This is a genomic window from Pseudomonas sp. NBRC 111139, assembly GCF_001753955.1.
GTDB lineage: Bacteria > Pseudomonadota > Gammaproteobacteria > Pseudomonadales > Pseudomonadaceae > Aquipseudomonas > Aquipseudomonas alloputida.
This window is the reverse complement of the sequence record NZ_BCBP01000022.1, coordinates 103,164-117,146: the sequence shown is the minus strand read 5'-3', so window position 1 is coordinate 117,146 and position 13,983 is coordinate 103,164. Positions and strand designations below refer to the sequence as shown.

The window sequence follows — 13,983 nt, the reverse complement described above, 5'->3', positions numbered from 1 at the left end:
AAAGGCTTTGGGACGACAACCTCGCCGATTTTTTCATCAGGAAGCAACTATGCATGTAGAAGGTTTTTTCGAGTGGCTGGGCCAGGCACTGGGGTCGTTGATCCGCTTCATCGTCGACGCATTGAGCGGGTTGTTCAACCTGCTGGCCAATGCCGGTGGCAACTTCATCGATGGCCTGTCGCGCACCTTGGGCATGGACACTTCGCTGCTGAGCATCCTGGCCCTGATCATCGGCCTGATGCTGCTGTACTCGGCAATCCGCGCATTCATGCGCGCCTCGATCATCCTCGGAATCATCTGGCTGGTGCTGGGGCTGTGGGTGATGAGCTGGGTGATCCACTGATCTGCGCGGTCTTTGTGGGAGCGGCCTTGCGTCGCGACAGGGCTGCACAGCAGCCCCAGGCTTTCAGCTTCGCCGTTTGAATTGTCGGGGCCGCTTTGCGGCCCTATCGCGACGCAAGGCCGCTCCCACATTGTCCGCGTAGAGCGGGCCTCTAGCGGGCCTTCACCGTCATCTCCCCTTGCCCATCGCCCACGGCCTGCAGGTTCGGCCGATACATCGACTCGACCTGCGGCGGCGGCACGCGGTAGGTGCCCGGGGTCACTGCTCGCGCCAGGTACAGCAGGTGGGTGGTGCCATAGCCGTCAAGCTTGAGCGCGGCAACATAACGGTCATCACGGTACTCCTGATGCACCACGCTGGCATTCTGCATCGACTCGCGCCACGCCTTCACTGCACTGCTGGCGTTGTCCAGGCTGGCGGCGCTTTGAGCCAGGTTCTGGTTTTCCAGCTCCAGGCCGGCCGGCAGCAGGTCCACCACCAACGCATCCGGCACGCGGTCCTCAGCTTTGAGCGCCAGGTGCACCAGCACAAGGTCGCCACTGCGCAGGTTGTGCAGGTCCAGCGGCTGGCCATTCATGCCCAGGTACTCTCTGTGAATCTGCAGGCCGTTGCCGCCAGCAGCAGGTGCCTGTCGTGGGTAGCCGGACAAGGTCAGTTGCTGGTACAGCGTCTCGTTGCCTTCATTCTGCACGCTCAGAGGCGAGGCCAGTAACGGGCCTTCCAGCTTCATACCGGCCTCGGCATTGTTCAACTCGCGCACTTCACCCGCGCTGTCCAGGCGTGCCTGCCACTGGCCTTCCGGCTTGCCCAGCAGGCCACGGCCAGCGAGGAACAGTGCATTGCGCTCTTGGGTCGACAGCCAACGGTTGGCCGCCAGTCCATCCGACAAGGCGAACAGGCGCTGATCGACCTGGCTGCTGGCCAGGTTGCTTTCCTGCAGCAGCGCCAGGATCAGTGCCTGGTCACGCAGGGCGCTGCCATAATCGGCCAGCCAGCCTTTGCCACGGCTGATGCCCAGGCCCGCCTGCAAGGCTTGCTCGGCACGCGGTTTGTCGCCCATTTTGTCCAGCGCCACTGCCAGTTGTACCAGCGGCAGACCGGAGCGGGCATCAGCGCGACGTTCGAACAGCCCGCGCAGGGCACCCAACGGCGCCTGCTGGCTGCGCGACAGCACCAGCGCCGCGTAGGCCTGCACCGCAAAGCGCGTGTGGTCGGCATTTTCGCTGTAGTCCACTTCGATCAGGTTGCGTTCCTGCAGGTAACGCAGCAGGCGCTCACTGGCCTTCTTCAATGCCTCGGCGGGTACGCCATACCCTTGGTCACGGGCACGCAGCAGGAAGTCAGTCACATAGGCGGTCAGCCAGTACTCTTCCTCGCTGTCCGAACTCCACAGGCCAAAGCTGCCGTTGTAGCGCTGCATCCCCAGCAGGTGCTCGATGCCCATTTCGATCTTGCGTTTGCGCACATCCGCCGGCTCGCCCTTGATGCCAAGGCGCTTGAGGCTGTCGGCATCGGCGTACAGCGAAGGGTACAGGCCGCTGGTGGTCTGTTCGAGGCAGCCGTAGGGGTAGGCTTGCAGCGCGCGAATCTGCTCGGCAAGGTTCAGCGGCGGCCGGCTCGACAAGGCCAGGCTGGCTTCCAGGCCTGCGGGTTCGAAGGCGGCCAGGTCTGCTTCGGGCAGAGTCCACGGCTGGTCCTTCAAGGCCACACGGTAGTGCTTGAGCATTGCCGGGTAGGCCGGGCGCACGCCCAGCGTCCACTCACGTTCGAACGCATTGACCGGCTCGTTCGGCAGTTGCAGGCCCGTCACCCGGACATGCACCTTGCCCTGCCCCAGCCCCCCCTGGGCCTGCACCGGAATCATCAGCGTCGAGCGCTGCCCTTCGGCCAGGTTAACGCTCTGCACGGCATTGGCCGCCAGGCTCAGTTGCCCATCCGTGGTGATTTCGACGCTCAGTTGCTGGGCGCGGCCGGACAGGTTGGCCAGGTCCAGTGCCAGGCTGGTACGGTCGCCACCGGCCAGGAAGCGCGGGGCCGAAAGCTCGGCAATCAACGGCGCGGCGACCACGGTCTTGCCTTCGGCCATGCCGAAGTGCTCTTCGGTCCAGGCCTGCGCCATCAGCCGCAGTTCACCGTTGAAGTCGGGGATGTCGACCGTGGCCTGGCCCTCACCCTTGTCGTCCAGCGTCACCGGCAGGCTCTGCTGGGCGACGATGGTTACCGTAGTGTTGGGGCGCTTGCCCCCCTTGGCCATCGCTGCGTCACCACCGAACGCCAGGCTGGCCAGGCGGCCTTGGCCGGCCTCTATCAACTGGCCGTAGATGTCCAGTTGATCGGCACCATAGGCCTTGCGCCCGAACAGGCTGGCGAACGGGTCGGGGGTTTTGAAATCGGTGATGTTGAGGATGCCCACGTCCACCGCCGACAACAACACATGCACCTGCTTGGGCACACTGCCATCGGCGTTGGCGGCCTTTACCTTCACTGTCAAAGGCTGTTTCGGGCGCATTTTTTCCGGCGCCTGCAGGCTCAGCACAAGCTTGCGCTCGGCGCGGTCCAGCGGCAGGTGCAGCACGCCCACGGCGCGCTTGGGCGTGGCATTGGCCTTGCGCTCACCAGGGCGGATAACCAGCGCGCTGATGTACAGGTCGTGACGGGCCCAGGCCTTGTCCAGTTGCACGTCAAAGGTCTTGCCCTCGGCGGGCACATCGATCTCCTGCCACCACAGCGGGCCATCGCTGGACTCGATCATCAGGTAGCCGCTGCCCGCAGCGGGCGGGGTGACGGTGACCTTGGCAGTAGCGCCTTCGGTGTAGGAGGGTTTGTCCAGCGCCAGCTTGACCTGGTCCGGCCGCACCGCGCCGCCCTCAGCGTTGTCCTGGGCACGATAGCCGGCCCAGAAGCGCTCACTGGACACCAGACCGGTCTGCGGGTCTTCGACCTCGACGCGGTACGGGCCCCACTCAACCTGGAAGCTGAGTTTGGCGGTGGAACCTGCCTTGACGCTGATCGTCTCTTCGTTCTGGGTCAGGAACTTCTCGTTGTAGGCGTAGCTCCAGCCGTCGCTTTGCGAGTAATTCCAGTAGTAATCGCGGCGTTCGCGAACAAGGCGCACCTTAAGCGCGTCGGCCGCCAGTTTGTTACCGTCGCGGTCGGCCACCAGGAATTCGAATTCCACGGGCCCGTCGCTATCGGTCTCCTCACCTTCGAACAGGCCTCGCAGGCCCGGCAGGCGCTCAGCCGGCCAGATAGGCTGCTCCAGGCGCCGGGTGATCGGCCGGCCACCCGACTCCTGCAGGCTGGCCTGCACGGTCAGTTGCAGCGGAGAGCGGGCTTCGGCCCAACGGCTTTCGATATCGACCACCGCCTTGCCGGCCTGGTCAAGGGTGACTTCGTCCAGTTCCAGGTCCTGGTTCAGATCGGTTTCGGTGACCGAGCCGAACTGGTAGCCAGGCAACGCCGGTACTGCCTCGCGCAGCGGGCGTACATAGGCCTGACCGCTCAGGCGGTTGCCGGCGGCCGGCGCACCATAGAGGTAACGGCCATTGACCTGGATACGCGCATCTTCATCCGGCGAAAGCGGTGTGCTGCTGCCCTTGAGCTCCAGCGCCAGGCGCTCGGGCAGGAAGTCTTCAACGAGGAATTCATAGACCTGCTTGCGCCCGCCACCCAGGTCGAGCAGCAGTTGCCAACGGCCAGTCGGGGCCTCGGTGGCCAGTTGCAACTGGTACTGGTACAAGCCATTGCTGTCGGCTTCCCAGACGAACTTGCGGCTCACCTGTTCATCCGGGCGACGCACTTCCACGCTCACCGGCTGGGCTTTGACCGGCTTGCCGTCCTGGTCGCGCAGCAGGCCGTTGAGCAGCACCGTCTCACCCGGGCGGTACAGGTCACGCGGGCCGAAGATGAAGAACTGCAGCGGGTTGGCCTGAGGCCCGGTGATGTCGAATTCGGCCAGGTCCAGGGCTGCGGTGTTCAGGCGCAGCAGCGTGGTATGCACGCCCTGGGTGGCAATCAGGGTATCGGCCTTTGGCGTGATCGGCAGCTGGGCATGCCCCTTGCCATCGGTGGTGGCCTGGGCCAGCAGCTTGCCCTTTTCGTCATGGATTTCCAGGTTGACGCCGCTCAGCGCCTTGCCGCCTTCCAGGGCTTGCGCAAACACGTCGATACGGTCGCGGTAGCGGTGGGCCGACACGCCGATGTCGCTGAGGGTGAACAGGGTTGCCGGCTGAGAATAATCGTAGGTACCCGAGGCGCGCATCACTGCCAGGTACACCCCTGGCGCCTGCAACGGTTTGATGCCGGCAATCGGCAGCAACACGGTCTCGCGCGTGTTGCGCGCCGGGTTCAGATCGAAGCGGCCGCTGTAGACCAGCTCGGCCATGTCCAAGGTTTCCTTGGACTGGTAGTAGTACAGGCTGCTGTTGCGTCCCCAGTTGGCCAGGAAGGTCGAGAGCATGTCTGGCTTGACGCGGAAGAACTCGACATCCACTTTGTCGACGTTCAGGGCAATCACCGGCAGGCCTTCGGCCAGGCGGGTAGGCAGCAGCGAGCCGCGGCTGGCAAAGCCGATGGTCGGCTGCATGTCGCGGGTTTCCAGGCGGGTGATCGACTCGCTGTCCAGCTGCTTGCCGTTGACTGCCAGCAGCCCCTTGTCGACGGTCAGCACCAGCTTGCGCTGCGGCTCCAGGTGGCGCAGGCGCAGCTCCATCTGGTTGTCGGAGAGTTCCCAGGCGCCATCTAGCTTACCCTTGACGGTGTCGACCAGGTGCACCTTGGTGGCGAAGTCCTGCTTGGCATCCAGCGGTGCTGAGAAGCTGATCGACAGCGTTGCCGCGCCATCGAGCTGCACTTCCGATACGTCCAGCACCGTGAGTTCGCGGCCCTCGTAGCGCTTGGCGAGCACGGCCGGGTCCTCACGCTTGGGGGCGGGGGTTTCGGCGGGCGCGGGCGCCACGGTTTTCTCGACCGGCGCCGGTTTGCCCGGCGTGGAAGAGTCACAGGCACTGAGCAACGCCAGCGCGCAGGCCAGCAACAATCCTTTGTTGAACATGAGATAGGAACTCTTGGGCAGCGTGTACGTGAGGGCAGCAACTATAGCGCAACGTCAGGTGCAGCACCCGGCGTTGCGCGCCAGGTCAGACCATGGTCGCGCTAAATGGTTGCCTGGTCGTTACACTGTGGCGATTCGTTAAAGGGGCCGCATTGCGTCCCTTCGCGGGCTTGCCCGCTCCCACAGGTTTGGCGCCGGCCGCAAGAGCAACACTTTCCTGTGGGAGCGAGCAAGCTCGCGAAGGGGCACACAGCGGCCCCAAAATCTCATGGAATGCACATGCCCCAACTCGCTGCCGACTGGCGCCACCGCCCCACCCACCGCAAGGTCTGGGCGCTGGCCGCGCCGATGATCCTGTCCAACATCTCGGTACCGCTGGTGGCGCTGGTCGACAGCACGGTCATCGGTCATCTCCCGCACGCCCACCAACTGGGCGCCGTGGCCGTGGGCGCCACCTTGTTCACCTTCATGGTCGGCCTGATGGGCTTCCTGCGCATGGGGTCCACCGGCTTCGCTGCTCAGGCCGCCGGCCGTGGCGACGGTGCAGCGTTACGCCAGGTACTGGTGCAAGGGCTGCTGCTGGCGGTCGGCTTCGCCCTGTTGATCGGCCTGCTGGCCCTGCCCTTCAGCCAGCTGGCACTCCATGCGATGCAACCCAGCGCAGCCCTGCAGCAATCCACCGAAGACTTCTTCCATACCCGCCTGCTTGGCCTGCCTGCGGCGCTGGCCAGTTACGCGCTGGTCGGCTGGTTCCTCGGCACCCAGAACGCCAGGGCGCCACTGGCCATCCTGCTGACCACCAACCTGCTGAACATCGCCTTGAACCTGTGGTTCGTGCTGGGCCTGGACTGGGGTGTACTGGGCTCGGCGCGGGCGTCGGTAATTGCCGAATGGAGTGCCGCCCTGCTCGGTTTGGCCCTGACCCGCCCGGCCCTGCGGGCTTACCCGGGGCAGATCGTGTGGGCAGCGCTCAAGCGCTGGCAGGCCTGGAGGCCACTGCTGGCGGTGAACCGCGACATCTTCCTGCGTAGCCTGGCACTGCAACTGGTGTTCCTGCTGATCACCGTGCAGGGCGCGCGTCTGGGTGAAGCGACCGTGGCGGCCAACGCCCTGTTGCTCAATGGCCTGCTACTGACGGCCTATGCGCTGGATGGGCTGGCCCATGCGGTGGAGGCCTTGTGCGGCCATGCCATTGGTGCCCGTGACCGCGACACTTTGCGCCGCTCGCTGGTGGTCGCTTGTGGTTGGTCACTGATCACCAGCGTGGGGTTTGCCGGGCTGTTCCTGCTGGGTGGGCACCTGTTCATCGACTTACAGACTGATATCGACAGTGTGCGGGCGGCGGCTTATCCGTATTTGCCCTACCTGGCGTTGCTGCCGTTGATCGCGGTGTGGAGTTACTTGCTGGATGGCTTGTTCATCGGCGCGACCCGGGCGCGGGAAATGCGTAATGCAATGCTGGTTTCGGTGTTGATTGCGCTGCCGGTGGCACTGGCCATGAGCGGGTTGGGCAACCATGGGTTGTGGATGGCGTTTCTTGGGTTCATGGGGTTGCGGGCGGTGACGTTGGGGTGGGTTGGATGGAAACTGAAACTGGAGGGCAAGTGGGTCACAGGGCCCGGAAACACAATATGAAAAATATGCTCGATTGACTGCTTCCAAGCCTCAGGCCGATAAAGGCAGAACCCATGGAGGGGGCTCACACCAACGGCCTAAGAGCAAGGAGCCATCATGTACCCTCCACCCGCGCCATCAGGTGTCTCAGTACTTAGCAACATGCACGCTGCAAGCAAAGAGCGTAACTACTTTAAAAATGGCGGCAGTGCTTTTCTAGTGTCGTGGTTCTATTCGAAGGTTCGTAATCGAGGCGAGTGGGATTACAAGCAACAGGGAAGGCAATATGAGGCTTTAGGTAATTTCAATTATGGTGCAACTGGAACTGCTGCTGGCCTTTCGGAGGAATTCCTGTTGAGGGGGGCGGGATGGGCACAGAGCCGCGCGGGGACCAGTAATTCAGCATTTGGATCATGGTGGGGCAGCTCCCCTTATGGCGACGACCCCGAGGATCAGGAATGGATCAAAAAAGGGATCGAATATGCCAAATCATACGGGTATTAGATGGCTGATTGCTTGCCTGCTTCTGCTTATCCTCGGTCAAACCCTATGGATCTTCTCCAGAGATGCAAGGCCTGTGTTGACCAAGATTGTTTCTGAAACTCCAATTGGCAAGCAGAGTGCCATTTATGAGGTGCTCAGCGATGCTGGTGGGGCGACAGTGCCGCTGACCTACTTGTACTTTGTGGCTGAAAAACAACAGCACGATGATCGGGTCTTGAAGGGCCTTGAAAGGCTGACGCCTTTCCTGGTCACTCGCCAATCGGGCGCCGTGCTGCACGTGGAGGGCCTGAAAATAACGGCGCGGACTGAGGAGCAGGTCTACAGCTATTCGAGTACCACTCTTCTCGAAGAGGGTGGCGCAGTATTGCCCATTACAATCGAACTCACCGCGACGGCTCACCGAGAGTGATAGTCAAAGGGGCCGCGCAACGGCCCCTTTGCATTTCAGGAGGACAGGTACGAAGACCGGGTCAACCCCAGGCGCAAGGCATCCAGATACTGGGTCCGCTCACGCGCAGTGATCTTGGCGCTGGCGACCTTGTCGCGGTAATGCGTCATCAACTCTTCCGGCGACAGGTGCACGTAGCGCAGCATGTCTTCGATGGTGTCGTGGGTCTCGATACCCGCGTGGTACACACTGCCGTCGGCATTCTGGTAGATGTTCACCGAGTCGGTGTCACCGAACAGGTTGTGCATGTCACCCAGGATTTCCTGGTAGGCACCCACCAGGAACACGCCCAGCAGGTAATCCTCGCCCTCCTTCACCGCATGCACCGGCATGCTGGTTTCGATGCTCTGCTCGTCAACGTACTGGTTGATCTTGCCGTCGGAATCGCAAGTCAGGTCCTGCAATACCGCACGCCGCATCGGCTCTTCGTCCAGGCGGTGCAGCGGGATGATCGGCAGGACCTGGCCGATGGCCCAGGTGTCAGGCAGGCTCTGGAACACCGAGAAGTTGCAGATGTACTTGTCGGCCAGCTTGTCGTTCAGCTCGTCCAGCACCTGGCGGTGCGAGCGCTGGCGGGCTTTCAGCGAGTTGTGCAGACGGCGGCACACGGCGAAATAGCACTGCTCGGCCAAGGCTTTCTCGCCCAGGCTGATCTTGCCATCAGCGTACTGCGCGGCCACATCACCCATGTAGTGGGTGGCGCGCCAGTAGGTCTCGGTGACCATCTCGATGTCGGTCGGGCCAAGCAGGTCGACCAGCCACTGCACGGTCTCGGGCAGGGCTTCCTTGTTCTCGATGGTCGGTACGTCGTCATTGTGTTTCTCGACGTCGGTCACCTGGATCACCAGCATGGCGTGGTGCGCGGTCAGCGAACGGCCACTCTCCGAGAAGATGTGCGGGTGCGGCAGGCCCTGTGCGTCGCAGAACTCCTTGAGCATGCCCACCACCACGCCGGCGTAGTCGTCCATGTCGTAGTTGATCGAGCTGGCATTGCGCGAGTGAGTGCCGTCGTAGTCCACACCCAGGCCGCCACCCACGTCGATGTGGTCGACCGGCAGGCCCAGCGCACGCAGTTCGCCGTAATAACGGATGGCTTCCTTGAAACCGTGCTGGTAGTCAGCCAGGTTGGCGATCTGCGAACCCATGTGGAAGTGCAGCAGGCGGATGCCCTGATCCAGGCCCGCATCGCGGAAGCGCTGCACCACCGAAAGCAACTGGGCGGCGGACAAACCGAACTTGGACTTCTCGCCACCGGTGTCGGCCCACTTGCTCGAGGCCAGCGACGACAGGCGAACGCGCAGGCCAACCTGTGGTTTCACCTTGAGCTCGGCAGCCTCTTCGATCACCAGGGCCACTTCCGACTCTTTCTCGATGACGATGAACACATTGTGGCCAAGCTTCTGACCCATCAGCGCCAGGCGAATGAACTCACGGTCCTTGTAGCCGTTGCAGACGATGGTGCCGCCCTTCGGCGCCAGCGCCAGCACTGCCAGCAACTCAGGTTTGGAGCCGGCTTCCAGGCCGATGGAAACGTTTTGCGTGGCGATGATGTTTTCCACCACCGCTTCCTGCTGGTTGACCTTGATCGGGTACAGCGCGGTGTACTGGCTCTGGTATTCCAGGCGCGCGATGTTGGCGTCGAAGGCACCGGTCAGCTGGCGCACACGGTCCTGCAGAATGTCAGGGAAGCGCACCAGCAAGGGCAGCGACAAGCCGCTCTGGCGCAGTTCGTCGACCTGTTCGAACAGGTCGATCGGAGCACTTTGAGGGCCGTTGGGGCGTACTTCGACGCGCCCGGCTTCATTGATCGCGAAATAGCCAGCGCCCCAATGGCGGATGCCATAAACACTGCGGCTGTCAGCCACGGTCCATTGGCTACCATCGTCTTTGCGTGTGCGTCGTACGGACATTCAAGTCCCCTATAAATAAGTCGAAGACACTGCCCGCAGGCAGCGGGGCGAGTGTAAAAGCTGAAAATGACGATTCATCCGTGCTCAGGCATAGACTCTGACCACGGGAACGAGTTTAGAAAGCGCTGGGCAAAAAATCGTGCGATGGCCTCAGCCGCCGGACTTTTTCGCCTTGAAACCCTGTTTGGTCAGCTCGCCGATCAACAGCTCGACATGGTCGCCCTGGATCTCGATAACCCCGTCCTTCAGGGCGCCGCCGGTACCGCAGCGGCGCTTGAGCGTGGTCGCCAGCTCCTTGAGCTGGTCGGGCGGCAGCGGCACGCCGGTGACAGTGGTCACGGTCTTGCCGCCACGGCCTTTGCTTTCGCGGCGCACGCGGGCAATGCCGTCGCCTTCGGGGATGATTTGCTGCTTGCAGGTGCAGGCGTCCACCGGCTGGCCACAGTCGGGGCAGTGCCGACCGGCGTCGGTGGAGTACACGAGACCGCCAAGGGCGGAAAAGGAAGAAGCTTTCTTGGCCACTTTTGTTCCTCGGTGCTGAGGACAAAAACTGGTCGTGCCTTGGGGTTGAGGCCGACCGCGAAGCCCCACTCTGGCAGGGGCGGCGCTACTGCTGCAAGAATTGCGGCAGCCCGAAAAGGGCGCGCAGTGTAACGATAAATACGCCGGTTGTGTAGGAGGGGGTTTACCCGCGAACAAGGGCAAAGCCCTTGCCCTGCGAAACGGGTGTCTGGGCCGGTATTTCGCGGGCAAACCCGAGCCTACAAAGTGGCCTTATAGCGCTGCAACGCCGCCAACGAGTCCGGGCAATAAGGCTTGCTCAGGCTTTCCTGCTCAGCCTGTTCCAGACCGATGAAGCGCGCTTCAATAACCTCTTCCGGCTGCAACCGCAACGGCGCATCCGACACCGCCGAATATACCGCACACCACAAGCGGTTATCCGGCTGGTCGAAGTAGAACCGCTCGTGAAAGCGCAGCTCGGCGCCCTCGATGCCCAGCTCTTCGGCCAGCTCGCGCGCGGCCGACTCGGCATACGCTTCCCCGGCCGTGACCATGCCGCCCGCCGCCACATCCCAATACCCGGGGTACAGCGCCTTGCTCAGGGTACGCCGGTGTACACACAATTCACCGGCACTGTTGAACAGCAGAATGAACGTGCAGCGACCGATCAGGCCACGCTCGCGCAGCTCGGCACGGGGCAAGGCGCCCAGTACCTGGTCGGTTTCGTCCACCCAGGTGACCAGCTCGCGGTCGGAAGCCGCCCGATGGGCGGCCTCGGTTGGGCTGATAGCCATCATCAACCCTGCGACAGCAGCTGACGCAGATCGATAACCGCAGCGTTGGCCCGGGAAATGTAGTTGGCCATGACCAACGAGTGGTTGGCCCACATGCCGAAGCCACTGCCGTTGAGCACCATCGGGCTCCACAGCGGCTCTTGCGAGGCCTCCAGCTCACGGATGATCTGACGCACGCTGACGGTGGCATTCTTCTTCGCCAGCACGTCGGCGAAGTCCACCTCGATGGCACGCAGCAGGTGCGACAGCGCCCAGGCTTGGCCACGGGCTTCATAGAACACGTTGTCGATCTGCAGCCATGGGGTTTCCACCAGCTCCTCATCCACCTGCGGCGCCTGGCCGGCAACGACCGACTCGGTCTTCAGCGTGGTGTTGAGCTTGACCCGGCCAACGCTGGCCGACAGGCGCTGCGACAGCGAGCCCAGGCGGGTGGCCACGTCACCCAGCCAGTTGTTCAGGTTGTCGGCGCGGGTATAGAAGATAGCGCCCTTGTCCCCGGCAGCCAGACGGGTCTGGTAGCGGGTCAGCGACTTGATGCCCTCTTCGAACTCCGACTCGCTCGATGGCAGAATCCAGCTCTTGTTGTCGAAGTTGAAGCGCGGCTCGGCCTTGGCCAGGTCGGCGTCTTCGGTGGACTGCGACTGCGAACGGGCGAAGTCTTTACGCAGGGCACGGGACAGGTCACGGACCTGGACCAGCACGCCATATTCCCAGCTTGGCATGTTGTCCATCCACAGCCCTGGCGGGAAGCGGTCGTTGGAAATGTAGCCGCCCGGCTTGTTCAGCAAGGTGCCGGCCACGGTCTTGAGGGTTTCGACGGTGGTATAGCCCACCACCATCTGCTGGCCAGTACGTTCGGCTGCGGCCTGGGCGTTTTGCTGCACCGGGAACAGAGCAGGCTCCTGGCTCCAGTACCAGCCCAGGCCGATACACACCAGCAGGTACAACCCGATCAGGGTCCCCAGGGCACGGCTCCAAAGGCCGCCAAGGTAGCTACGGGCGGCAGCGCCGCGCCCGTCGACACGCTCACGGGGCTCGGCTTTGGCCTCGCGGTTTTTCCAGTCCAGCATGGCTTTGTCCTTAATCAGTCACGACGGTTCAGGGGCTTTGACCACAGGCCTGCGCTAGCGTGCCACGGGAAGCCCGAATGGCTGCACTATAAAGCAGACACCACCGTACGCATAAGCGACCATTCAGTCAGCAACTGAATATTCGTTCTGCCCGCTTTGTTGACGCAGGGCACTCACGCACGTGAAAAGAGCTGCTAGCATAGAGCCATCATTGCCCCTGCACATCCCAACCTATAAGTAGCCAGGACATGAGCCAAGCAGTCGAGCCGAGCCCGCAGTGCCCCGTCCAACAGCTGACGCGTAACGGCCTGCGCAAGGACGACCCGCTCGACCCGCTGCTGCTGCCCGTGCGCAAACCGGTGTATATCCTGCTGCAGGACCACGAGCGTGCCCAGCGCCTGGCCCAGCAACTGGAATTCTTTGGCCTGGTGGTGCAAGCGTTGCCCAGCACAGCGGCGTTTCTCGCCTCGATCAGCGAGTACCCGTCTTCGGCCATCATCATGGATGTCGACTTCACCGGCGCCGGCCTGGGCTTGCTGCTGGCCGCCCAAGTGCAGCAGGGCCTGGCACGCGCCATTCCGTTGCTGTTCTTCAGCCATCACGAAGCCGACACCCCGACCCGCCTTGCCGCAGTACGCGCCGGTGGTCAGGACTTTCTCACCGGCAGCCTGGAAGCTTCCAGCTTGCTGGAAAAGGTCGAACTGCTGACCAACACCGCCCCGCACGATCCGTTGCGCGTGCTGATCATCGACGACTCGCGCACCCAGGCCCTGTACACCGAGCGTGTACTGGCCGGCGCCGGCATGCTCACCCGCAGCCTGACCGACCCGATCCGCACGATGGCCGAGCTTGCCGACTTCCAGCCTGACCTGATCATCCTCGACCTGTACATGCCGGCCTGCACCGGCCCGGAGCTGGCCAAGGTAATCCGCCACAGTGACCGTTATGTGAGCGTGCCGATCATCTACCTGTCTGCCGAGGACGACCTGGACAAGCAACTGGATGCCATGAGCGAAGGCGGTGATGACTTTTTGACCAAGCCGTTTCGCTCACGCCACCTGATCACTACCGTGCGCAACCGCGCCGCCCGCGCCCGCCATTTGAAGGCACGCATGGTCCGCGACAGCCTGACCGGGCTGTACAACCACACCCATATCCTGCAGCTGCTGGAAGACTGCAGCTTCCGCGCCCGCCGTGAGCAGCAGCCGTTGAGCTTTGCCATGCTCGACATCGACCACTTCAAAAAGATCAACGACCGCCACGGCCACCCCATGGGCGACCGAGTGATCAAGAGCCTTGCCCTATTCCTCAAGCAGCGCTTGCGCAAGACCGACTTCATTGGCCGCTACGGTGGCGAAGAGTTTGCCATCGTCATGCCCAATACCGCGCTGGACGCCGCACACAAGGTGCTGGACGAAATTCGCCGGCGCTTTGCCGAAATTCTCTACCCGGCGCAGCCGCGGGATTTGCAATGCACCTTCAGTGCAGGGGTGGTGCAACTGGACGAGGGGCTGGATGCACTGACCATGGCCAGTGCAGCGGACGAGGCGCTGTACCGGGCCAAGCATGCGGGGCGTAATTGCGTCGTTCGTGTAGAGCCCTGAGATTCGCACTCACTGTGCCAGCCTCACCAATAGAGGCACTGTGCCACTTTTTTTTCTGACACCAAGCCCCCGGCGTCATCACCCCGTCACAAAATCGCAATAACTTCAGGCGCCTACCTCTCACCTGCGCAGGAAATTCGCG

Annotated in this window: 10 protein-coding genes; 5 read left to right on the top strand and 5 right to left on the bottom strand. The window is 62.8% G+C overall.

Annotation, left to right across the window (positions count from 1 at the left end; all coding sequences use genetic code 11):
* Positions 1-49: 49 nt before the first annotated feature.
* Positions 50-343, top strand: coding sequence for a hypothetical protein (locus BJQ17_RS07310; protein ID WP_004577004.1), 294 nt, complete (start codon positions 50-52; stop codon positions 341-343).
* A gap of 151 nt (positions 344-494) precedes the next feature.
* On the opposite strand, the gene BJQ17_RS07305 is transcribed toward BJQ17_RS07310, so the two are convergent.
* Entirely contained in the window at positions 495-5,396 is a 4,902-nt protein-coding gene (locus BJQ17_RS07305) for an alpha-2-macroglobulin (protein WP_070095817.1), read from the bottom strand.
* A 279-nt stretch (positions 5,397-5,675) separates the two neighbouring features.
* Here BJQ17_RS07305 and BJQ17_RS07300 point away from each other — a divergent pair, with 279 nt between their 5' ends.
* The 3 genes from BJQ17_RS07300 to BJQ17_RS07295 all read left to right on the top strand — a co-directional run bounded on the left by BJQ17_RS07300 (position 5,676) and on the right by BJQ17_RS07295 (position 7,923).
* The gene (locus tag BJQ17_RS07300; protein WP_004577006.1) at positions 5,676-7,031 is read left to right on the top strand and encodes an MATE family efflux transporter; all 1,356 of its coding nucleotides are present in this window, start codon (positions 5,676-5,678) and stop codon (positions 7,029-7,031) included.
* A 96-nt stretch (positions 7,032-7,127) separates the two neighbouring features.
* The gene (locus BJQ17_RS29750) at positions 7,128-7,514 is read left to right on the top strand and encodes a polymorphic toxin type 44 domain-containing protein (RefSeq protein ID WP_172402827.1); all 387 of its coding nucleotides are present in this window, start codon (positions 7,128-7,130) and stop codon (positions 7,512-7,514) included.
* Positions 7,492-7,923, top strand: coding sequence for a hypothetical protein (locus BJQ17_RS07295; RefSeq protein WP_003255316.1), 432 nt, complete (start codon positions 7,492-7,494; stop codon positions 7,921-7,923). The genes BJQ17_RS29750 and BJQ17_RS07295 overlap by 23 nt, the downstream gene beginning before the upstream one ends.
* A gap of 35 nt (positions 7,924-7,958) precedes the next feature.
* On the opposite strand, the gene speA is transcribed toward BJQ17_RS07295, so the two are convergent.
* From speA to BJQ17_RS07275, 4 genes are all read right to left on the bottom strand, one after another.
* On the bottom strand, positions 7,959-9,872 hold the full coding sequence (speA, locus tag BJQ17_RS07290; protein ID WP_003255317.1) for an arginine decarboxylase: 1,914 nt from the start codon (positions 9,870-9,872) through the stop codon (positions 7,959-7,961).
* Positions 9,873-10,022: 150 nt separating this feature from the next.
* Positions 10,023-10,394 carry a translation initiation factor Sui1 gene (locus tag BJQ17_RS07285; RefSeq protein ID WP_003255318.1) on the bottom strand — a complete coding sequence of 124 codons (372 nt, stop codon included), beginning with the start codon at positions 10,392-10,394 and terminating at the stop codon, positions 10,023-10,025.
* Between the two features lie 239 nt (positions 10,395-10,633).
* A complete protein-coding gene (locus tag BJQ17_RS07280; protein WP_003255319.1) occupies positions 10,634-11,167 on the bottom strand; it encodes an NUDIX hydrolase in 534 nt (177 codons plus the stop codon).
* 2 nt (positions 11,168-11,169) lie between these two features.
* Positions 11,170-12,237, bottom strand: coding sequence for a DUF2333 family protein (locus BJQ17_RS07275; protein WP_003255321.1), 1,068 nt, complete (start codon positions 12,235-12,237; stop codon positions 11,170-11,172).
* A 248-nt stretch (positions 12,238-12,485) separates the two neighbouring features.
* Between BJQ17_RS07275 and BJQ17_RS07270 the strand changes: the two genes are divergently transcribed.
* Complete coding sequence (locus tag BJQ17_RS07270) at positions 12,486-13,841, top strand: diguanylate cyclase (protein ID WP_070095816.1); 1,356 nt, start codon at positions 12,486-12,488, stop codon at positions 13,839-13,841.
* The last annotated feature ends 142 nt before the right edge of the window (positions 13,842-13,983 follow it).

Coding starts and splice junctions, on each gene's coding strand:
- BJQ17_RS29750 (WP_172402827.1), top strand. CDS start 7,128: ATGTACCCTCCACCCGCGCCATCAGGTGTCTCAGTACTTAGCAACATG.
- BJQ17_RS07310 (WP_004577004.1), top strand. CDS start 50: ATGCATGTAGAAGGTTTTTTCGAGTGGCTGGGCCAGGCACTGGGGTCG.
- BJQ17_RS07270 (WP_070095816.1), top strand. CDS start 12,486: ATGAGCCAAGCAGTCGAGCCGAGCCCGCAGTGCCCCGTCCAACAGCTG.
- BJQ17_RS07280 (WP_003255319.1), bottom strand. CDS start 11,167: ATGGCTATCAGCCCAACCGAGGCCGCCCATCGGGCGGCTTCCGACCGC.
- BJQ17_RS07295 (WP_003255316.1), top strand. CDS start 7,492: ATGCCAAATCATACGGGTATTAGATGGCTGATTGCTTGCCTGCTTCTG.
- BJQ17_RS07275 (WP_003255321.1), bottom strand. CDS start 12,237: ATGCTGGACTGGAAAAACCGCGAGGCCAAAGCCGAGCCCCGTGAGCGT.
- BJQ17_RS07300 (WP_004577006.1), top strand. CDS start 5,676: ATGCCCCAACTCGCTGCCGACTGGCGCCACCGCCCCACCCACCGCAAG.
- speA (WP_003255317.1), bottom strand. CDS start 9,872: ATGTCCGTACGACGCACACGCAAAGACGATGGTAGCCAATGGACCGTG.
- BJQ17_RS07305 (WP_070095817.1), bottom strand. CDS start 5,396: ATGTTCAACAAAGGATTGTTGCTGGCCTGCGCGCTGGCGTTGCTCAGT.